We start from the raw sequence: 19390 nt of genomic DNA, 5'->3' as shown, positions 1-19390 counted from the left end.
TCAGGCTCCTTCAATGGACGCCGGCAGCACGTCGTGCGGCATCACGCTCCACACGCTGGTGGCGTCCGACGGCAGCGCATCGGCCGTGCGGGTTTCGAGCCACAAACGCTGGATGAGGTTCTGCGCCACCTGCAGCCGGTACGCGGCTGAGGCGCGCATGTCCGACAGCGGCTGGAAGTCGTCGACCAGCGCCTGCTTCGCAGCGTTCACCGATGCCTGCGTCCAGGGCTGGCCGACCAGCGCGGCCTCGGCCTTGGCCGCGCGCTTGACGATGCCGGCCATGCCGCCGAAGGCCAGTCGCACTTCCTTCACCACCTCGCCGTCGAGCGCCAGGGCGAAGCCGCCGCACAGGGCCGAGATGTCGCAGTCGAAACGCTTGCTGATCTTGTACGCCCGCACCTGGCGCTGCAGCGCGGCCAGCGGCACTTCCAGCGCCTGGACGAACTCGCCCGCCGCCAGTTCGTTCTTCATGTAGTCGACGTAAAAATCGGTCAGCGGCAGGCGGCGCACCTGCGCCCCGCGCCGCAGCACGATCTGCGCATCGAGCGCCATCAGCACCGGCGGCGCGTCACCGATGGGCGAGCCGTTGGCCACGTTGCCGCCCATGGTGCCGGCATGGCGGATCGGCGGCGACGCGAAGCGCAGCCACACGTCGGTGAGCGCGGGCACGCGCTGCGCCAGGGCGCGCCAGGCGTCTTCGAGCGAGGCGCCGGCGCCGATGTGCAACGTGTCGCCGCGCGCCTCGACCGTCTTCAGTTCGGCCACGTCGCCGATGTAGATCAGGTCGCCGACGTCGCGGAACTGCTTGTTGACCCACAGACCGATGTCGGTCGAGCCGGCCAGCAGGCGGGCCTGGGGCTTCCGCTCGCGCAGCGCGGCGAGGTCGTCGAGTGTCTTCGGCGCATGGAAATGGTCGGTACGGCCGTCGCGGGCCGCCGCGTAGTCGAAGCCGCCCTCGCGCTGCAGCTGCGTCAGCGCCTGCACCACGGGCTGCGTATCGAGCTGCATCGGCGGCAGGTCGAACATGCGCTGGCCCGCATCGAGGATCGGCCGGTAGCCGGTGCAGCGGCACAGGTTGCCCGACAGGTCGTCGGCCAGCTGCTGGCGCGTGGGCACGCTGCCGGCCGCACGGTGGTGCTCGTAGCTGGACCACAGCGACATCACGAAGCCGGGGGTGCAGAAGCCGCACTGCGAACCATGGCAGTCGACCATCGCCTGCTGGACCGGGTGCAGGCACTGCACCGGATGCTTGTCGTGGCGGCGCGCGTCGTGCGCCTTGCCGCCGTCGTTGAGCAGGCCGCTCTTGAGGTCTTCCACCGTGAAGAGCGCCTTGCCGTGCAGCGTCGGCAGGAACTGGATGCAGGCATTGACCGTCTGCAGCGTCAGGCCCCCGACCGCGCCCGGCGTGCCCTCGGCCGCCAGTTCGCCGACCACCACCGTGCACGCACCGCAATCGCCCTCGTTGCACCCTTCCTTGGTGCCGGTGCAGTGGGCGTCCTCGCGCAGCCAGTCGAGCACCGAGCGCGTGGGGTGCACGCCCGCCACCTCGACCGTGCGGCCCTGGTGGAAGAAGCGGATGGGAGAGGTGATCGGGGAAAGGCTCATGTTCGGTGGGGCTGGCTCGTTCTTTGGTTGGGCGGCATCCGCCGACACTGGAACTTAAGGGCTGGGCAGACCGCATTCATACCACTGCGCCGATAGTGCCTATATGCGTCGGCCGAGATCCGCGTCCGCGGCCGGCAGAGACGCTGCAATTGTCGCGCCATGCGGGCACCTCGCCGGGCGGGAACGTCCTCCTAGAATGGCTTTTCTCGCTCTCCGGCCACCGTGAACGCTCCCGACTTCCCGATCTTCGACAGCTCCGACTTCAGCGGTGAGGAAGGGGCGTTCTATTTCGACCTGGTGCGGCTGGAAGACCGGCCCGACATCCCACGCGGCTTTCCGCACCGCCACAACTACTACCACCTGCTGTGGATGAGCGAAGCGGCCGGCACCCACCTGCTGGATTTCGAGAGCTTCGAGGCGCGCGCCAACGCGGTGTTCTTCGTCTCGCCCGGCCAGTTGCACGCCTGGGCCTCCACGGTGCAGCCCAAGGGCTTCGTCATCAACTTCAGCACCGAATTCTTCGTGCAGATGTTCCCGCGCTCCGACGAGATCGCGCAGTACCCCTTCTTCCATGTCGCGTCCGACGCGCCGGTGCTCTACCTCGAACAGGCGCAGCACGACGCGCTGCTGCCGCTGCTGCTCGAGATGGAAAAGGAAATGCTCGGCCGGGCCGAGGCGCGCCTGGACATCGTGCGCTCCTACCTCCTGGTGCTGCTGACGCGGCTGCGCCGGCTGTACCCGGAAACCACGCGCGAGGGCGCATCGCCACAGAGCCATTCGCTCACCAAGCGCTTCAAGCTGCTGATCGACCAGCACTACCTCGACGTCGGCCCGTTGCGCGACTACGCCGAGCGCCTGCACGTCACGGAACGGCAGCTCAACGATGCGGTCAAGCGCACGCTGGGCAAGACGGCCGGGCTGCTGGTGCAGGAGCGGCTCGTGCTCGAAGCCAAACGCCTGCTGAGCAACACCGACATGGGCGTCGCCGAGATCGCCTTCCACCTGCGCTTCGAGGACCATGCCTACTTCGGCCGCTTCTTCAAGAAGCACACGGCGCTGACGCCGGGCGAATTCAAGAAGCGCTACGCAGGGCCAGGGTAAGCCCCTAGTCGGGGCGGTAAAAAAGTACCACGCACGCTCCCAATCGTCCTACCACCCGACGGACGAGCCTGCCTAGAGTTGACGCATCCTCAGCGACAACATCCAGGAGACAAAAAAATGAACACCTTGCTGCGGGCCTCGGCCCTCGCGGCGCTGGCCGCCTGCGCGCTGGCCACGGCCCACGCCCAAGCCCCCGCCGACTTCCCGTCGCGGCCGATCAAGATCATCGTGCCCTTCGCCGCCGGCGGCGCCACCGACGTGATCGCGCGTGTGGTGGGCCAGAAGGTGGCCGACCAGCTGGGCCAGCCGGTCGTCGTCGACAACAAGGCCGGCGCCAACGGCAACATCGGCGCGGTGGCGGTGGCACGTGCCGCACCCGACGGCTACACGATCCTGATGGCGACCTCGAGCCACGCCATCAACGCCACGCTCTACAAGAAGCTCGACTACAGCCTGACCAAGGACTTCACTGCGCTCTCGAACCTGGCCTCGGTGCCGCTGGTGCTGGTGGTCAACCCCGGCGTATCGGCGCGCAACGCCGCCGAGTTCGCGGCCCTGGCCAAGTCGCAAGGCGACAAGCTCAACTTCGCCTCCGGCGGCACCGGCACCGCGTCGCACCTGGCCGGCGAGCAGTTCAACACCATCGTCGGCGCCCGCATGCTGCACGTGCCGTACAAGGGTGGCGCGGTGGCCCAGACCGACCTGATCGGCGGCCAGGTGCAGGCGATGTTCGCCAACCTGCCCGAAGTGCTGTCGCAGGTGCAGGCCGGCAAGCTGCGCCCGCTGGCCGTGACCGGCAAGGCACGGCGCCCCAACCTGCCCAACGTGCCGACCTTCGCGGAAGCCGGGTACCCGCAGATGGACACGCGCTCGTGGTTCGGCCTCTTCGCGCCGGCCGGTACGCCGGCACCGATCGTGGCCAAGCTGTCGGCCTCCATTGCCCAGGCCGTGGCCGACCCTGCGGTGCAGGCCCGCCTCAAGGAGCTGGGCGCCGACCCGATCGGCGACCGCCACGAAGCCTTCCAGCCCTTCGTCGCGCAGGAAGTCACGCGATGGGGCTCGCTGGTCGAACGCTCCGGCGCCACCGCCGACTGAATTCAATCCCCTGCTTTTGCCCCCAAGGAAACCATGCTCTACGACGTCCGCACGTACACCTGCCGCCCCGGCACCCTCAAGCGCCACCTGGCCCTCTACGCCGAGCACGGCTACGACACGCAGCGCCGCCACCTCGGCGAGCCGCTGGCCTACCTGCAGACCGAGACCGGCAACGTCAACAGCTACACGCACATCTGGGTGTTCGCCGACGCATCCGACCGCGCGGCCAAGCGCGCCGCCATGCAGCGCGACCCGGCCTGGGCCGGCTACCTCGACAAGAGCGCCGAAGCGGCCTACCTGGTGTCGCAGGAGACCCGGCTGATGGTGCCGACGGCCTTCTTCAAGCCCTGAGACCCCGAGCGCAGGTCCGCCAATGGCAACGTCGGCTCAGGCGTTGCCGTGCACCAGCCGCTCGAAGAAGTCCTCACCGCCCATCTGCCCGCCCTTGAGCGCGATCTCCAGGCCGTCGAGGCCCGGCGATTCGCTGTGCAGGCGGCACAGCGCGACGCCGGGTGCCAGCGGCGCCCGGTACGACAGGCCCCAGGCGTCGAGCGCCTGCACCGCATGGCTCGAGGTGTCGCCGCCGGCGACACCGACGCGCGACAACGGCACGGCCGCCAACACGCCCGTCAGCAGCTCGCCGCCGGCCCGCGCGAGCGCACGTGCCGACACGCCGGTGTCCGACGCGGGCGCCGCGCCCGGGCGCACGGTGCAGGCGAGCACGTGACGGCCCTGCGCCAGCAGGGCGGAGACGAGGCCGATCGCCTCGGTACGCGCGCGTGCATCGATCACCAGCCGCTGCGGGTCGAGCCACACCGTCTCGAAGGACCGTGCCGCGGCCACCTGCCGCGCCGTGACCGGCGACAGGCTGCCCGCCAGCGCCAGCACGGGCCCGCGGGCGGCGGCCACGGTCTCGGGTGCGGGCGGCGCGCCCGCAAAGCGCGAGGCGAAAGCCTGCACCACGCTGCTCGGGCCGACCGCCAGCAACGACCTCGCTTCCGCCTGCGGACCGAGCAGGCCACCGATGGCTTGCAGGTGCGCGCTCTCCGCGACATCGAACAGCAGCGCGTCGGGCGCCGCCGCCACCAGCGATTCGAAGGCATCGTGCAGTAACGTCGCGCCCTTCGCGTACGCCGGGTACGGCAACGACCGCACATCGGCCAAGCCCTGCGCGGCCAAGTGCAGGCGCAGATCGGCCTCGTGCATCGGCGTGACCGGGTGCCGGCGCATCGTCGGGTGGCGGTCGATGCGGTGCACCTCGCCGCCGCTGCCCGCCGCGGCAAAGAGGTTGCCGAACAGGCAGTAGCGCTCCAGGTCCGGCTGGCCGCCGACAATGGCAGTCCAGGGCGTGTCGACCGCCGGCCGCAGCGTGTCGATGGCGACGCCGATGCTGCCCACCGCGGGCGCGCTGTCGAAGGTCGAGCAGGTCTTGTAGTGCAGCACGCGCGCGCCGAGGCGCAGGAACAGCGCGGCCACGGGCGCGAGTTCGGCCCGCATCTCGTCGGGCGCCATCGAGCGCGCGGCGCCGGCGATGCCCAGGCAGTCGAGCAGCCCGGCCGCGGCGATCTGCGCCAGCGTCGGCACCTGCAGGAAGAGCAGCGTGCGCAGGCCCGCGCGCGCCGCAGTCGCCAGCGTGTCGGTCGCGCCGGTGAAGTCGTCGCCGTAGTAGACGATGGCCGGCGGCAAGCGCGTCGGCGGGCTCATCGCTTGCCGAAGAAGGCCAGTGCGGCGGCGAGTTCGGGCGCACCCTTCGCCGCCTCGTCCAGCGGCGTGCCGGCGCGCGCCGCGGCCCAGGCCTGGCGGATGCTGGCCACGCCCGCGGCCGGCCCCTGCGGGTGCGCGAGGATGCCGCCGCCCGACATGAAGAGCAGGTCGTCGCTGCCGATGGCCGCCCAGGTCGGCGGCACGGTGCCGGCCCACTGGCCGGACGAGAAGGCCGGCATCACGCGGTCGTCGATGCCCTCGGCCAACGGCGTGAAGCAGTCCTGCGCCGACGCGATCACTTCCTCGTCGGGCTGCGAGAACTTGCCCTGCAGGCCGTGCACGTGCATGTGGTCGACGCCGGCCAGCCGCCACAGCGTCTGGTAGGCCTGGAAGGAGATGCCCAGCAACGGGTGGCGCGACAGCGCGCCGAAGCCGTTGCGGTGGCCGTGCAGCGCCAGCGGCGTGTGGCGGCGCAGCGTCTGGATGGCGGAATGGCCGCACCAGTTGAGGCTGGCCATGACGCAGGAACCGCCCTCGCGCTCGACCAGGTCGGCGTGGTGGCACATCGCATCGGTTTCGTCGGTGATGTTGAAGGCCACCATCACGTGCTTGCCGGTGCGCGCCTGGTGCGCACGCACCACCGCCATCACGGCCGGTACGCGCTCGGCCAGCGGTGCGTGGTCGGGGTCGGCGCAGACCTCGTCGTCCTTGATGAAGTCGACGCCCGCCGCGCACAGGCGGCCGACCAGCTCCGCCGTCTCGGCGGCCGAGAAGCCCACGTTCGGCTTGATGATGGTGCCGACCAGCGCGCCGCTCGCCACGCCGGTGGCGCGGCGCGTGCCGGCGATGCCGACGCGCGGCATGTCGAAACGCGCGCGGTAGGCCGCGGGCACATGCACCGTTTCCAGCCGCAGGCCACTGACCTCGCCCAGGTCGTAGAGGTTGCCCGCCACCGTGGCCGCCAGCGTCGGCAGGTTGGCACCGATGTTGGCAACCGGAAAAGAGATCTCGACGCGCGCGCGCCGCCACGGACCTTGCGTGCCCTTGCGCTCGAGCAGCGCGTTGGGCAGGCTCGGCGCCGTCACGGACTCGAGTTCGACGATCGACTCGACCGTCGCGCGGGCCCGCGCCCGCAGCGCATCGGTCTCGCCCTCGACGCGCGTGAAAGTGCCGCACGACTGCTCGCCGGCCATCACCTCGGCCACCTTCTCCGGCGGCTCGGGCGTCTCGATCAGGTAGCTGGCGCGGATGCGTTCGGTGGCCATCGCACTCACAGCTTCGAGAGATCGGGGAAGGGGCGCACCGGGTCGGTGGTGCCGTCCCAGGTCTTGGAGGTCTCGCGGATCAGGTCGAACATCTTGCCCTTGGGGCCGGCGACTTCCGACAGCTCGATCACCGTGCCCGGGTGGTACTCGGTGTCGAAGTAGATGAAGCGCCCGCGTGCGCCGACCTCGCCGCTCATCTTGGGCTTGAAGCCCTGCGCGAGCAGGCGCTCGACGTCGGCGTCGTACGCCTGCGTCCAGTAGGCGACATGCTGCAGCCCGGTGCGGCCGGCCTGCAGGAAATCGCGGTACATCGAGGGCACGTCGTTGCGCGTCTGGATCAGCTCGACCTGCACGAAGCCCGAGTTGGCGAGCGCCACCGAGTTGTGCGGCTCGTACGACTGGCCGTCGTATTGGTAGTTCACGATCGGCACCTTGGGGTTGTAGTACCAGGGGCCGACGCCCAGCGTCTTGCTCCAGTAGTCCATGGCGGCTTCGATGTCGTGCACGACATAGCCCAGCTGGCGGATCTCTCCGAAATGGCGGCTCATTGTGGTTTTCCGTGTGTGAGTGCGGTGGAGGGGAATGCGGCGATGACTACTTCGCCAGGAAGCCGGTCGAGAACCAGGGCACGGCGGCCACCAGCACCAGGCCGACCAGCAGGGCCAGCATGTAGCCGCCGATGTATTTCATGCCTTCGTTCGGGTCGACCTTGGCGACCGCGCAGGCGCCGTAGTAGCCGACGCCGATGGGCGGTGCGAACAGGCCGATGCCCATCGCGAAGATCACGACCATCGCGTAGTGCACCGGGTGCACGCCGGCGGCCTGGGCGATGGGGAACAGCAGCGGCCCGAACAGCACGATGGCCGGGATACCTTCGAGCACGCAACCCAGCACGATGAAGGCGAGGATCGAAATGGCGAGGAAGCCGTACGAGCCGCCCGGAATGGCCGCCATCCAGCGCGCCAGATCGGTCGAGAAGCCTGACTGCGTGAGGCCCCAGGCCATGGCCGTGGCACAGCCGACGATGAACATGATGGCGCCCGAGAGCGAGGCCGTCTCGACCAGCATCGGCTTGAGCCGTCGCCAGTCGAACTGGCGGTAGATGAGCAGCCCCGCCAGCGCGGAATACACGATGCCGATGGTCGACACCTCGGTGGCCGTCGCCACGCCTTCGACCACCGCCGCGCGGATGACGAAGGGCAACGCCACCGCCGGCAGCGCGACGATGAAGAAACGGCCGATCTGCGCGCGCGAGTAGCGGGCGACGGCGCTCAGGTCTTCCTTGCGGTAGCGCCACCACACCACGCTGCACAGGCACAGGCCGAGCACCAGCGCCGGCACCATGCCGCCGGTGAACAGCGCCGCAATCGACACGCCCGTGACCGAGCCGATGGTAATGAGCACGATCGACGGTGGAATGGTTTCGGTCTGCGCGCCGGTGGCCGACAGCAGCGCCACCAGGTCGCCCGGCTTGGCGCCGCGCTTCTTCATCTCGGGGAACAGCACCGGCGCGATGGCCGCCATGTCGGCGATCTTCGAGCCCGAGATGCCCGAGACCAGGTACATCGCGCCGACCAGCACGTACGACAGGCCGCCGCGCACATGGCCCAGCAGGCTCGCCAAGAATTGGATCATGGCCTTGGCCATGCCGGTCATCTCGATCAGCGCGCCCAGGAAGATGAAGAGCGGTACCGCCAGCATGATGAGGTGCGACATGCCCTCGTCCATGCGGCCGACCATCACCACCATCGGCGTCGAGGTGGTCAGCGCCAGGTAGCCGAAGGTGGCCAGCGCGAACGAGAAGGCGATCGGCACGCCCGCGAACACGTTCACCGCGACGATCACCAGGAAGAACACGACCAGATTGAGCTTGCCCAGCGACGCGAACAGCGGCCGCGCCAGCCAGAACGCGGCGACCACCAGCGCGACGAAGCCCAGCGTGACGGCGATCTCCCGTGCGGTCGAGAAGCGCAGCAGGCGAAGCGCGCCGAAGACGATCATCAGCGCGACGCCGACCGGAATGGCCGCGGCGCGCCAGGCGTTGCTGATCTCCAGCGCTGGCGTGACGATGAAGGCCTCGTCGGCGGCGTATTCGTAAGCGGGCCACAGCACCAGCGCGAGGAAGGCGAGCGACGCGGCGATGGCCAGCGCCTCGAGCATGCGGCGCGCCGACGGGCTCACCTTGCCGACCACCGCCGTCATGCGCATGTGCTCGCCGCGCCGCAGCGCCACCACGGCGCCGAGCATCGACAGCCACAGGAAGAAGATCGAGGCGAGCTCGTCCGACCACACGAGCGGCGCGTGGAAGGCATAGCGCGCGACCACGCCGGTGAACAGCACGACGATCTCGACCCCCACCAGCGCAGCGGCGATGGCTTCGATCACCGCGCCCAGGCGCCGGTCGATGCGGTCGGCGATGCCGGTGAACGGGTTGGCCGGCGCGGCGCCGAGTTCCACAACAGAGGCGATGGACATCGGCGGGTCAGGCGAGCTTGCCGACGCTCTGTTCGAGCAGGCCCCAGGCCTCGTCGCCGAAGCGGCCCTTCCATTCGCTGTAGAAGCCGGCATCGCGCAGCTTGGCGCGGAAGCTGTCGGCGGTCGGGCGGTTGATGGCCAGGCCCTTCGCTTCGAGGTCGGCCACCACCGACTCGTTGAGCTTCTTGATGTCCTCGCGCTGCTTGAGGCCCGCGTCGTTGATGGACGCGGCGACGATGGTCTTCAGGTCGGCCGGCAGGGCTTCCCAGGCGCGGCCGTTGGCGATGAACCAGTAGCCGTCCCAGATGTGGTTGGTGAGCGAGGCGAACTTCTGCACCTCGTAGAGCTTGGCCACCTGGATGATCGGCAGCGGGTTCTCCTGCGCATCGACGATTCTTGTCTGCAGCGACGAGTACACCTCGCTGAACTGCAGGCTGGCCGGCGACGCGCCCAGGCTCTTGAACATCGAGATCGACAGCGGGCTCACCGGCACGCGGATCTTCAGGCCGTCGAGGTCCTTCGCCGAGGTCACCGGCCCCTTGGAACTGGTGGTCTGGCGGAAGCCGTTGTCCCACATCTTGTCGAAGGCGTAGAGCCGCGTCTTGGCGATGGCCGCGCGCACGTGAGCACCCAGCTTGCCGTCCATCGCGCCCCACACCTGGTTGTAGTCGGAGAAGGCGAAGCCGATGGCGTTGATGGCCGCGACCGGCACCAGCGTGGCGATGACCAGCGCCGACGGCGTGAAGAATTCGATGCCGCCGGAGCGCACCTGCGCCAGCATGTCGGTGTCGCCGCCGAGCTGGTTGTTCGGGAAGATCTTGATCTCGACCCGGCCCTTGGTCTCCTTGGCAATGCGCTCGACGGCCTCTTGCGCACGCACGTTCAGCGGGTGCGTCACCGGCAGGTTGTTGCCGTACTTGTACGAGAACTCGGCGGCCCGGGCGATGCGCGGCACGGCCGTCACGATGCTGGCGGCAGGGAGTGCGGAAAGCGTGCGCAAGGCACCGCGTCGGGTGAGCGAGTTCATGGTTTGTCTCCGTTGTTGGCTTGATGCCTTTTGATGCATCATCACTGAAAGGCATGCGGACGATAGAGACGCGACACCGCTTCGTCAAACAAACGAGATGATGGTTTCTGATTTATGAGGGTTAACCCCGAAGCCTCCGGAGCTACCCCGCCGAGCCGTGCGCGGGTGGTCGACATCGCGCGCGCCGCCGGCGTGTCGACGGCCACCGTCGACCGCGTGCTCAACAAGCGGCCGGGCGTTCGCGACGCCACCGTGCAGCGCGTGCTGAAGGCGGCCGGCGAGCTCGACTACCTGCCCGGCCAGGCGCTGTACGCCGCGCTCGCGCCGCAGCCCTTGCGGCTGAGCGTGCTCCTGCCCGCCGGCACCAACCGCTTCATTCGCATGCTCGGCGACATGGTGGGGTACTCGCAGGAGCACTGGGCGCCCTTCAACGTGCGCTGCCGGGCCGAGTTCATCGAGAGCTTCAACCCGCACGAACTGGCTGCCGCGCTGCGGCGCCACGGCAAGCGCAGCGACGGCATCGCGGTGATGGCGCTCGAGCACCCGGCGGTGCGCGAGGCGGTGGCCGAGCTCGCGGCGCAGGGCGTGCCGGTGATCACGCTGATCTCCGACCTCTCGAACTCGCCGCGCGTGGCCTACATCGGGCTGGACAACCGCGCCGCCGGGCGTACCGCGGGCTACCTCATCGGCCGTTTCATCGGCGCGCGCAGTGCCAAGGTCGCGCTCATCGCCGGCAGCCTGAGCTACCGCGCGCACGAAGAGCGCGAGGCCGGCTTCCTGCATGTCATCGACGAGATGTTCCCGCAGCTGTCGGTGGTCGGCCTGCGCGAAGGCCACGACGATGCGGAGCAGAACTACCGGCAGACGCGCGCCCTGCTCGACCAGCACCCGGAGCTCGGCGGCATCTACAACATCGGCGGCGCGTCCGACGGCGTGGCACGGGCCCTGAAGGAAGCGGGCCGCGACCAGAAGATCGTCTTCATCGGCCACGGACTCACGCCGGACACGCGTGCCCTGCTGATCGACGGCAGCCTCGACGCGGTGATCACGCAGAGCCCGCACACCACGCTGATGAGCGGCGTGCGCATCTTCACCAATCTGCGCGACGGGCGCGAGGCGCTGAGCGGCGTGGAGAACACGCGCAGCCAGGTGATCTTCCGCGAGAACCTGCCTTGAACAGGCGGCCGACAGAAGTCTCGGAAGACGCTAACGCGGATCCTTGAATCGAGACGATCGACGCGCCGCCGCGGCGAGCATGGCCTGGGTCAGCGCGCTCAACCATGCGCCCACACAGGCCAGACACAGCCACAACAAGGTGCCGAAAGCCGGTCCATCTCGTGCAACACACAGCCCGAGCGCCAAGATGGCGAGGACCAGCGCGCCCGTTCGCAGCAACGCGGTCGGCGGCGGCCGCTGCGGACCACAAAGCACCTCCCAATGACGAGGCAACGCCCAAGCGGCGCCCACCCAGGCGGCGTAGATGGCGATGGCGGCCAGCACGAGGGCCACGTCAGCTGCGCCCCCACCTGCGCGCGCAGGCCGCAGCCAGAATGCCGCCCACCGCCAGCCCGGCGTCCACGCCCCACACGGCACCCGGATGCGGGGTGGTCAGCAGGTTCATCCCCGCACACAGCAACGCCAGCGCGGCGATGACGCCGGCCTGCTCCTGCCAGGCATGCGCCCCCCGCCATGCCGCATGGCCGAAGCAGGCCAGCCAGCTCAGGCAGAAGACCAGCACCTCCAGCTCCGACCGGCGCCAGCCCGCCCACGCGGCTTCGCTCGGCAGCAGGCGATTGGCCGCCAGGTACGCGAGCGTGGCGACCACGATGCCCGACACGCTGCCGATGCAGAGGCTCTGCAGCGCACGGCGCCCCGGCGGGTCGTCGGCGGCCCGGTCGGCCGGCCGCGCCGCCAGCCAGAACACCAGCCCGGAGGCGATCATCACGCAGCCGCCCAACCCCAGCACGAAGTACAGCCAGCGCAGCGTCCCGTGACGGAACTGGATGAAATGCAGGCCGGACAGCACGCGCTGCACGCGCATCACCGGTGCGGCCTCGAAGCGCTGGAGCAGCTCCCCGGTGGCGGCGTCGAAGTAGAGCTGGTCGAGATTCATCGTGACCTCGCCGGCATAGGAGCGGCGCAGTTCCACGTAGCTCTGGGCATCGCCCGGCCACCAGACCCGCACGAAGTAAGGCACACCACCGCCCCACGCCCGCCCGGCCCGGGCCACCATCGCATCGATGGACGACAGCGCGCCCGGCGTGCCGGCGGGGGGCCGGCGATAGCGGCCGTACGCTTCCGCCTGAAACGCCGCCTGCCCCGCAGCACCTGCGTCGAAGGCGCCCCGGTAGGCCGACGGAAAGTACAGATTGAAGAAGATCACCAGGCCCGACAGCGTGATCATGAAGAAGAAGGGCAAGCCGATGACGCCGCTCACGTTGTGCAGGTCCAGCGTGACACGCGGCAGGCGCTTGTCCAGACGAAGGGTGAAGAAGTCCGCGAACAGCTTTCGATGGATGACCACGCCCGAAACGAGCATCAGCAGCATCGCCATCGCCGCGGCGCCGACCAGCCATTTGCCCAGGTCCATCCAATCGATCATCAGCCCGTAGTGGAAGGGAAAGAAGAACCCGCTGGCGCCGAGCGTGCCGGCGTCGGGCAGCGGCGCCAAGGTGGACGGATTCAGTTGCCGCGTGATCGGCGCCCCCATCGCGCCCTGCGCGGAAAAGCGCAGGACCGGCGTACGTTCGGTCGGCAAGTCGATGCGCCACTGTCGGGCTGCGGACGGGATCAGCGGTGCGACCGCCGCCACGACCGGGTCCAGCCGAGGCAGCGTGGCGGGTGCGACCAGGCGCGTGGCCGGCATCATCCAGCGGTCGATCTCGCGGTCGAAAACGCTCAGCGTCCCCATCCAGAAAATGGCGAACAGCAGGCCGCCGAAAACGATGCCTGCCCCGCTGTGCACGACGGTCAGGCGCCTGCGATAGCTGGCCATCAGAACGCCCACCGCCACGCGCACGCGAGCGCCGCCACCCACAGTGCCAACCACCCACCGAGCCGCCAGGTGCTCTGGCAGGCCAGGCCCCACAGCAACACCGCGAGGTAGATGAGAAAGCCCGCCATGGCCGCGGCGACCACGGCTTCGGCACCGGGCAAGCCCCAGCGCGCCAGCAGCCCGGCCAGCACCACCACGGCCAGGCTGGTCAGGCCGAAGCCGCCGCCCACCGCCGCAGCGACGCGCAGCCACACCGCCGGGCGCGCCATGGTCAGAAGTCGACCGAGTAGCCGACCGTCAAGGTGCGGCCCCGGCCGGCGAAGTAGCGCAGCGGCTCAACCAACGCACTCTGCGAGTAGTAGGTGATGTAGTTCTTGTTGAACAGGTTGGCCACCGCCAGCCGCACCGTGCCCTTGGGCAGCTTGTAGCTCAGGCTGGCGTCCACCAGCGTGTAGCCCTTGAAGTTCTTCTCGGACTCATCGAAGGTGCGGCTGCGGGCGTGCTGCACCTGCACGAAGGACGACAGGCGGTCGGTCCACTGCGAGCTCAGCGACGCGATCAGCCGGTCCGGCGCGATGTTCAGGCCATCGAGGCGCGCATCGAGCGAGCCGTCGTCGTTGCTGTCGTAGCGGCCGAGCGTGCGCGAGTACGACAGCTTCGCCTTGTGCGCACGGTCGAGGCGGTAGCCGACACTGGCGTCGAGCCCATCGATGCGGTTCTTCTCGCGGGCCGCCATGAAAGCGTCGCCCACGCGCACGACGCGCGCGCCGTAATCGGACTCGGAGCGGAAGTAGCTCGCATCGAAGTCCCAGGCGCCGACCTTGTAGCGGCCACCGACTTCGACGCTCTGCGTGACGATGGGCGCGAGCGTGCTCAGGTTGGCAATGCTCTGGTTGGGAATGTTGATGGCCCGAAGCACCCGACCCACGTCGGGCATGCCGAAACCTTCCGAGTAGCTGGTGTAGAGATTGAGGTTCTTCACCGGCTCGAACACCAGGCCGACGTTGTAGAGCGTCTCGTCGAAGTCGAGCTTGCCGCCGCCGACGTTGACCCGGTTGTAGCGGGCCAGACTCTGGTAGCTGTCGACCTTCAGGTCGGCGTATTCCTTGCGGACGCCGCCGTGCAGCGTGAGCTGGTCGAGCAGCTTGAACTCGGCCTGCGTGAACAGCGAGATGTCGCTGTATTCCGAGTGGGGCACGTAGGTGCGGCCGGTGCCGTAGAGGTCTTGCTCGCCCTTGTCGAACAGGGTGTCGAAGCCGGCGGTGAGCTTCAGGCGCTTGTCGAACAGGTCGGCCTTGGTGAGGGTCACCTTGCTGCCGATCTTCGACGAGGTCGCGCGCGACTGGTCGTACAGGGTGCCGTTGGGCGCGATGCGCGTGTCCTGGAACGTGGCCGAGTTGTCGGCACCGAACAGGGCTTCGAACTTCTGATGGAACACCATGGCCGACAGGTCCCAGCCGGCCAGGTCGTAGTGGTTGTAGGTGGCGGCCGCGGTCCACACGTCGTTCCACGGTGGCGTGCCCGGTGGCGTCCGCTCGATCGAGGTGGTGGGGATGCCGCGCGCCCGGTTGCCTGCGACGGCCGTGTAGCTGGCGTCGGACTTGATGCGATAGCGGTTGAGCGAGAGCTCCACCCGCTGGTCGTTGCCCAACTGGTAACCCAGCTTGCCCAGGAAGTCGTAGGTGCGCGAATCCATCAGATCGCCTTGGGTGTTGTCGGCACCGATGGAACGGCCCTTGGCGTCGCGGTACAGGCCCTGGTCCTCGTAGCTGAAGCCGAAGAGGTAATCCAGCCTGTCGAGGCGGCCGTCGGCCCGGTAGCTGGTCTTGGTGCTGAGGGTGTCGCCGTCGATCTTCGACGTGGGCATCGTGGTCTGCACGTCCAGATGCTGGTTGAAGCTGCCCTTCTCGGGGATGCGCGTGATCAGGTTGATGGTGCCGCCCGTGGCGCCCAGGCCATTGATCGCGTTGGCACCCTGGACCACCTCGATGCGGTCCAGCATCGAGAAGTCGATGGTGTGCGCTTCACGCCCGGTCGGGCGGATGGGGTTGGACTGCGGCACGCCGTCGATCAGGATCAGCGGGGTGCGACCGCGCAAGGTCTCGCCGCTGCCGTTCATCTTGCCCCGGCTGGGGGTGTACGACGGGATCAGGTTGCTCAGCGCGTCCGACGAGTTGGTGGACAACGCCAGCTGCTGCGCGATCGCTTCCTGCTCGATGATCTGCACCGTCTGCGGCGCCTTGGCGGCCTCCATGTTGGAGCGCGATGCGGCCACGGTCACCTCTTGCAGTTGCTCGCTGCGGGAGGTACCCGTGACAGGCGGCGCCGCGATCTCGGCGCCGGTCGGCGCCGCGACGGGCACCAGCCGGTAGCCGGCAGACGTTTTTTCGATGCTGTAGCCGCTGCCCTTGAGCAGTTCGGTGAAGCCCTCGTCCACGCCATGCGTCCCGCGGAGGCCAGGGGATTGCAACGCGGCCGTGCGACGGGCATCGAGCGCGATCGACACGCCGGCTTCCTGCGCAAAACGGGTGAGGGCCGCACCGAGCGGTCCGGGCGGAATGCTGTAGCTGCGCCCTTGGGCGGCAGCGACCAGCGGCGCCAGGGCGGCCATGGCCACGCTCAGGTGCAGGGCCAAGGTCAGGGGCAGCAGGCGGCTGCGGGGCGGATGGTTTTTCGGACGGGTCACGGCTGGGGGCTCCAATTTCGTTGCGTTCGTTGGTCATGACGAACGAGATCGAAAAACCGGAACCGCTTCCCGTCAATTTTTTTAGTTTTTTGCGTGATCGGTGGCGACATCCACCCAGACCCAGCGGCCGGCCAGGGTGCGCAGGCGTAACTCGGGAAAGATGGCCGACAGCAATTGCAATGCTTCGTCGGGTTTGTCCAGGGGCAAGACCGCCGACACCCGCAGCGCCTGCAGCGGCTCGGCGTCGAAGCGGATACCACCGGGCCGGTGCCGCGCCAGTTGCGCCAGCACTTCCGGCAGCGGCCGGTCGTTCAGCACCAGCTGACGGTGCTGCCAACCTTGCTCCACGCGTTCGGCGTCCAGCCCCTCGATGTGCCCGACCCCTCGACGCGTGAGCTGCAAGCGCTCGCCGGCCTGGACCACGGTGGTGGCCTCAGGGTCGGCCAAAGTCTGCACCGACACCTTGGACTCGAACATCTCCAGGCCGGTGCCGCCGCCGTCATGGCTGACGGCGAACCGCGTGCCCAGGGCACGGATGCGGGCGACCGGCGTCTCGACATAGAACGGCCGCCGGGCGTCCTTGGCCACATCGACACGGATGTCCCCGCGCAGCAGCCGCACGGTGCGCTGCTGGGGGTCGTACTTCAGGTCGATCGCGGTTCTGCCGCTCAGGGTGATGCGCGTGCCGTCGGGCAGCGTGCGGCTGACCCAGTCGGTTTCGCTGCTGCGCACATCGGCCCACAGATCGGAAACGGCGCCTTCGGAAACGGCGAGCCCGACGGGCACCGCCAGGGCCAGCGCCAGAACCAGCACGCCGCCGATTCGCTGACGAACGGCGCGCCGACGGCGGCGGGCGTCATTGAAGACGGCATCGAGCGCCGCGTGTGCAGGGCGCGGGTTGCCCGCCGCGCTGTGCCGAACGCCTTCGACCTGGTCGACCACGGCCTCGAGCGCGGCCGCCGCCTGCGCATGACGCGGATCGACCGCCTTCCAGGCCGAGAACGCGTGCTCGACGCGTGCGCGCTCTGCCGGGTCGTCGCCGCTGAGCTGCACCAGCCAGACGGCGGCCTGCTCGGCCAGACGGTCCGATTCGCTTCGAATCTCCGCCACCTCAGGCCCCGCGCTGGCGATGGCAGTGCAACAGCGCCTGGACCAGGTACTTCTGGATCATGCGTGTCGACACGCCCAGCTGTCCGGCGATGAAGCCATGCGTCTCGCCATCGAGGTAGTGCAGCAGAAAGGCCTGGCGTGGTTTGGCCGACAAACCGTCGAGCGCCCTCTCGATCTGGGTGAGCGCCTGCAAGGTGTCGAGGAGGTGCTCGGGCGACGGCGCGCCGCCGAGCTGTTCGACGGCCATGCTCAGTTCACGAAGATAGGCCACCTCGATCGCCTTGCGCCGGGCTTGGTCGATGAGCAGACGTTGCGCGGTGGTGACCAGAAAAGCGCGCGGCTCGCGCACGCCCAGCAAGGCATCGCGCGACGCGATGATGCGCACGAAGGTGTCCTGCGCCAGGTCGGCCGCGTTCTCCGACGAGCCCAGCTTGCGGCGCAACCAACCGAACAGCCACCCGTGGTGTTCGTCGTACAGCGTGTGCATTTGCTGCTGCCAAGGGCTCCCCGCTGCGGACATTGTTTCTCCGGGTCGTGTTCGTGCCGATGTCGCACTGAGAATAGTTCTCATTATTCCATACGGTGTGCCACGAGCCTGTCCGCGGCCGACTCGCCCGACGCCGACACGGCGGCGAACCCCGCCGCCGCTGGCACACCGCAAACGCGGCGACACTCGGAGCGACCTGCCCATCTCGCCCAGGAGCCGCTTCTTGTCATCCAAAGCCTTCCGCATCGCCCTCGCCGCCTCGGCCGCTGCCGTCGGCGGCATCGCGACCTACTGGACGCTCCTCGCCACCCGGCAGGGCCACATCCTCTTCAACGCCCGCAAGCTGCCGGTGGTTCCGCTGTCCGACGACTTCTCGACCTATTCGCACCCGGTGCCCGGTGGCATGGTGCGTGGCTATGTCTATCACCCGCATGGCGAAGACGCGCTGCAGGATCTGTTCATCTACTTCGCCGGCCGCGGCGAAGACGTGCGCGCCACCGCCAAGGCGCTGACCTGGCTGCCGGCGGGCTTCGGCTTCGCGGCGATCAACTACCGCGGCGTCGCCGACTCGGAGGGGCACCCGTCGGAGATCGCCTCGGTCGAAGACGCGAACCAGCTCGCCAGGCACCTGCGCCGCGCCTTCCCGCAGGCGCGGCTGCATGTCGTCGGCCGCAGCCTCGGCACGGGCGTGGCGATCCAGCTGGTGGCGCGGCAGGACTTCGCGAGCCTGCAGCTGATCACGCCCTACGACTCGATGCTGGAAGTGGCCAAGCGGCGCTTTCCGCTGGTGCCGCTGTCGCTGCTGCTGCGCCACCGCTTCGACTCGCTCACGCACAGCCGCGAGGTGGCGGCCAAGACCCAGGTGCTGTTGGCGGCGCACGACGACGTGGTGCTGCCGGTGCGCTCGCAGAAGCTCATCGACGCCTGGCCCACGCCGGTCCACGTGCAGACGGTGGCGGGCTCGGACCACCACGACATCATGCGGCTCGAAGCGACCTGGCTGTACCTGGTCGACTTCGCACTGACGGCGGTGCTGCCCGAGCCCAAGGTGGCCTGAGCCACGGGACATCGCGAAGCGCAGATGCCCAAAGCGCGGGCATATGTCGCAGAAGCGGGCTCACTCGGCCCGCGTGACGGCGAAAACTGAGTACAAAACACTTAATCTCCCTCCTTGGCGCTCGGTGTCACCCGAAGGCGCCAAACACCAGGGAGAGAAAACATGCGAAGCCATCGGGCGTGCGAACTCGCACGCAGGGGCGCACGCGTCGCCACGGCAGCCTTGCTCGCCGGGGCGGCGCTGTCGGCCACCGCGCAACTGGCGCCGCTGCGCGGCCTGACGCTGCAGGACCAGGCGGCGCGCCGCATTGACGCGGCCGCCTACCGGGGCCGCACGCTGCTGCTGAACTTCGTGTTCACCGGCTGCTCGACCACCTGCCCCACCCAGACCCTCGAACTCGCCGCGCTGCGCCGCAGCCTGCCACCCGCCTTGCGCGCGCAGGTCGACTTCCTCTCGGTGTCCGTCGATCCGCTGGCCGACACACCCGCCACGCTGGCGGCCTTTGCGCGCCGCATGGACGCCGACCAGTCCGGCTGGCGCTTCGCCACTGGGGCGCCGTCGCAGATCGACACGCTGACGCAACGCCTCGCCGCCACCGACCCGCGCCAGCCGAACCCCGGGCCGGCCGACCACGGCACGGCGCTTTACCTCTTCGACGCCACCGGCGTGCTGCGGCAGCGCTACGCCGGCGTGCCGGTCGAACGGCCGCGCCTCGCGCGCGAACTGGCCGAGGTCGCGACAGCACACGACCCCCTTTCAAGAACAACGACAGCAGGGAAGTAG

Annotated in this window: 18 protein-coding genes; 6 read left to right on the top strand and 12 right to left on the bottom strand. The window is 69.0% G+C overall.

All coding sequences use genetic code 11. The annotated features are described in order from the left end of the window. Positions 1–1605 carry a xanthine dehydrogenase small subunit gene (gene xdhA, locus ACSFA2_RS02400; RefSeq protein ID WP_435453707.1) on the bottom strand — a complete coding sequence of 535 codons (1605 nt, stop codon included), beginning with the start codon at positions 1603–1605 and terminating at the stop codon, positions 1–3. A 222-nt stretch (positions 1606–1827) separates the two neighbouring features. Here xdhA and ACSFA2_RS02395 point away from each other — a divergent pair, with 222 nt between their 5' ends. The 3 genes from ACSFA2_RS02395 to ACSFA2_RS02385 all read left to right on the top strand — a co-directional run bounded on the left by ACSFA2_RS02395 (position 1828) and on the right by ACSFA2_RS02385 (position 4152). Continuing rightward, the gene (locus ACSFA2_RS02395) at positions 1828–2706 is read left to right on the top strand and encodes a helix-turn-helix domain-containing protein (protein WP_435453706.1); all 879 of its coding nucleotides are present in this window, start codon (positions 1828–1830) and stop codon (positions 2704–2706) included. Between the two features lie 117 nt (positions 2707–2823). Next, positions 2824–3801, top strand: a complete 978-nt coding sequence (locus tag ACSFA2_RS02390; RefSeq protein WP_435453705.1) for a Bug family tripartite tricarboxylate transporter substrate binding protein — start codon at positions 2824–2826, stop codon at positions 3799–3801. A gap of 33 nt (positions 3802–3834) precedes the next feature. After that, on the top strand, positions 3835–4152 hold the full coding sequence (locus ACSFA2_RS02385) for an NIPSNAP family protein (protein ID WP_435453704.1): 318 nt from the start codon (positions 3835–3837) through the stop codon (positions 4150–4152). A gap of 36 nt (positions 4153–4188) precedes the next feature. Here ACSFA2_RS02385 and ACSFA2_RS02380 read toward each other — a convergent pair whose 3' ends face one another. Genes ACSFA2_RS02380 through ACSFA2_RS02360 form a run of 5 tightly spaced genes read right to left on the bottom strand, consistent with a single transcriptional unit; the run spans position 4189 to position 10272 of the window. Continuing rightward, a complete protein-coding gene (locus ACSFA2_RS02380) occupies positions 4189–5505 on the bottom strand; it encodes a four-carbon acid sugar kinase family protein (RefSeq protein WP_435453703.1) in 1317 nt (438 codons plus the stop codon). Then, positions 5502–6770 carry a ribulose-bisphosphate carboxylase large subunit family protein gene (locus tag ACSFA2_RS02375; RefSeq protein ID WP_435453702.1) on the bottom strand — a complete coding sequence of 423 codons (1269 nt, stop codon included), beginning with the start codon at positions 6768–6770 and terminating at the stop codon, positions 5502–5504. Before ACSFA2_RS02375 ends, ACSFA2_RS02380 begins: the two co-directional genes overlap by 4 nt. 5 nt (positions 6771–6775) lie before the next feature. Continuing rightward, entirely contained in the window at positions 6776–7318 is a 543-nt protein-coding gene (locus ACSFA2_RS02370; RefSeq protein WP_435453701.1) for a VOC family protein, read from the bottom strand. Positions 7319–7364: 46 nt separating this feature from the next. Continuing rightward, positions 7365–9245 (bottom strand): TRAP transporter large permease, encoded by a 1881-nt coding sequence (locus ACSFA2_RS02365; RefSeq protein ID WP_435453700.1) that lies wholly within the window; start codon positions 9243–9245, stop codon positions 7365–7367. A gap of 7 nt (positions 9246–9252) precedes the next feature. Continuing rightward, positions 9253–10272 (bottom strand): TRAP transporter substrate-binding protein, encoded by a 1020-nt coding sequence (locus ACSFA2_RS02360; protein WP_435453699.1) that lies wholly within the window; start codon positions 10270–10272, stop codon positions 9253–9255. 114 nt (positions 10273–10386) lie between these two features. Between ACSFA2_RS02360 and ACSFA2_RS02355 the strand changes: the two genes are divergently transcribed. Then, a complete protein-coding gene (locus ACSFA2_RS02355) occupies positions 10387–11448 on the top strand; it encodes a LacI family DNA-binding transcriptional regulator (protein ID WP_435453698.1) in 1062 nt (353 codons plus the stop codon). A 30-nt stretch (positions 11449–11478) separates the two neighbouring features. Here ACSFA2_RS02355 and ACSFA2_RS02350 read toward each other — a convergent pair whose 3' ends face one another. The 6 genes from ACSFA2_RS02350 to ACSFA2_RS02325 form a co-directional block, all read right to left on the bottom strand. Further along, entirely contained in the window at positions 11479–11781 is a 303-nt protein-coding gene (locus ACSFA2_RS02350; protein ID WP_435453697.1) for a DUF3325 family protein, read from the bottom strand. A gap of 1 nt (position 11782) precedes the next feature. Then, complete coding sequence (locus ACSFA2_RS02345; RefSeq protein WP_435453696.1) at positions 11783–13267, bottom strand: PepSY-associated TM helix domain-containing protein; 1485 nt, start codon at positions 13265–13267, stop codon at positions 11783–11785. Next, positions 13267–13536, bottom strand: a complete 270-nt coding sequence (locus ACSFA2_RS02340) for an iron uptake protein (RefSeq protein WP_435453695.1) — start codon at positions 13534–13536, stop codon at positions 13267–13269. The genes ACSFA2_RS02345 and ACSFA2_RS02340 overlap by 1 nt, the downstream gene beginning before the upstream one ends. Positions 13537–13538: 2 nt before the next feature. Beyond that, on the bottom strand, positions 13539–15953 hold the full coding sequence (locus ACSFA2_RS02335) for a TonB-dependent receptor (protein ID WP_435453694.1): 2415 nt from the start codon (positions 15951–15953) through the stop codon (positions 13539–13541). An 81-nt stretch (positions 15954–16034) separates the two neighbouring features. Then, entirely contained in the window at positions 16035–17006 is a 972-nt protein-coding gene (locus tag ACSFA2_RS02330) for a FecR family protein (protein WP_435453693.1), read from the bottom strand. A 58-nt stretch (positions 17007–17064) separates the two neighbouring features. After that, the gene (locus tag ACSFA2_RS02325; RefSeq protein ID WP_435453692.1) at positions 17065–17550 is read right to left on the bottom strand and encodes a sigma-70 family RNA polymerase sigma factor; all 486 of its coding nucleotides are present in this window, start codon (positions 17548–17550) and stop codon (positions 17065–17067) included. A gap of 223 nt (positions 17551–17773) precedes the next feature. On the opposite strand from ACSFA2_RS02325, the gene ACSFA2_RS02320 reads away from it, so the two are divergent. Together ACSFA2_RS02320 and ACSFA2_RS02315 are read left to right on the top strand one after the other, a co-directional pair. Next, a complete protein-coding gene (locus ACSFA2_RS02320; RefSeq protein WP_435453691.1) occupies positions 17774–18607 on the top strand; it encodes an alpha/beta hydrolase in 834 nt (277 codons plus the stop codon). Positions 18608–18769: 162 nt separating this feature from the next. Next, entirely contained in the window at positions 18770–19390 is a 621-nt protein-coding gene (locus tag ACSFA2_RS02315) for an SCO family protein (RefSeq protein WP_435453690.1), read from the top strand.

Source organism: Variovorax cryoconiti (genome assembly GCF_051216395.1).
Lineage (GTDB): Bacteria > Pseudomonadota > Gammaproteobacteria > Burkholderiales > Burkholderiaceae_C > Variovorax.
The sequence above is the reverse complement of the archived record's forward strand: the minus strand, read 5'-3'. Positions and strand labels throughout refer to the sequence as shown.

What these genes read in the sequence shown, in the direction of transcription:
- xdhA (WP_435453707.1), bottom strand. Translation starts at nt 1,605, where the DNA reads ATGAGCCTTTCCCCGATCACCTCTCCCATCCGCTTCTTCCACCAGGGC.
- ACSFA2_RS02390 (WP_435453705.1), top strand. Translation starts at nt 2,824, where the DNA reads ATGAACACCTTGCTGCGGGCCTCGGCCCTCGCGGCGCTGGCCGCCTGC.
- ACSFA2_RS02385 (WP_435453704.1), top strand. Translation starts at nt 3,835, where the DNA reads ATGCTCTACGACGTCCGCACGTACACCTGCCGCCCCGGCACCCTCAAG.
- ACSFA2_RS02380 (WP_435453703.1), bottom strand. Translation starts at nt 5,505, where the DNA reads ATGAGCCCGCCGACGCGCTTGCCGCCGGCCATCGTCTACTACGGCGAC.
- ACSFA2_RS02375 (WP_435453702.1), bottom strand. Translation starts at nt 6,770, where the DNA reads ATGGCCACCGAACGCATCCGCGCCAGCTACCTGATCGAGACGCCCGAG.
- ACSFA2_RS02370 (WP_435453701.1), bottom strand. Translation starts at nt 7,318, where the DNA reads ATGAGCCGCCATTTCGGAGAGATCCGCCAGCTGGGCTATGTCGTGCAC.
- ACSFA2_RS02365 (WP_435453700.1), bottom strand. Translation starts at nt 9,245, where the DNA reads ATGTCCATCGCCTCTGTTGTGGAACTCGGCGCCGCGCCGGCCAACCCG.
- ACSFA2_RS02360 (WP_435453699.1), bottom strand. Translation starts at nt 10,272, where the DNA reads ATGAACTCGCTCACCCGACGCGGTGCCTTGCGCACGCTTTCCGCACTC.
- ACSFA2_RS02355 (WP_435453698.1), top strand. Translation starts at nt 10,387, where the DNA reads ATGAGGGTTAACCCCGAAGCCTCCGGAGCTACCCCGCCGAGCCGTGCG.
- ACSFA2_RS02345 (WP_435453696.1), bottom strand. Translation starts at nt 13,267, where the DNA reads ATGGCCAGCTATCGCAGGCGCCTGACCGTCGTGCACAGCGGGGCAGGC.
- ACSFA2_RS02340 (WP_435453695.1), bottom strand. Translation starts at nt 13,536, where the DNA reads ATGGCGCGCCCGGCGGTGTGGCTGCGCGTCGCTGCGGCGGTGGGCGGC.
- ACSFA2_RS02325 (WP_435453692.1), bottom strand. Translation starts at nt 17,550, where the DNA reads ATGCACACGCTGTACGACGAACACCACGGGTGGCTGTTCGGTTGGTTG.
- ACSFA2_RS02315 (WP_435453690.1), top strand. Translation starts at nt 18,770, where the DNA reads ATGCGAAGCCATCGGGCGTGCGAACTCGCACGCAGGGGCGCACGCGTC.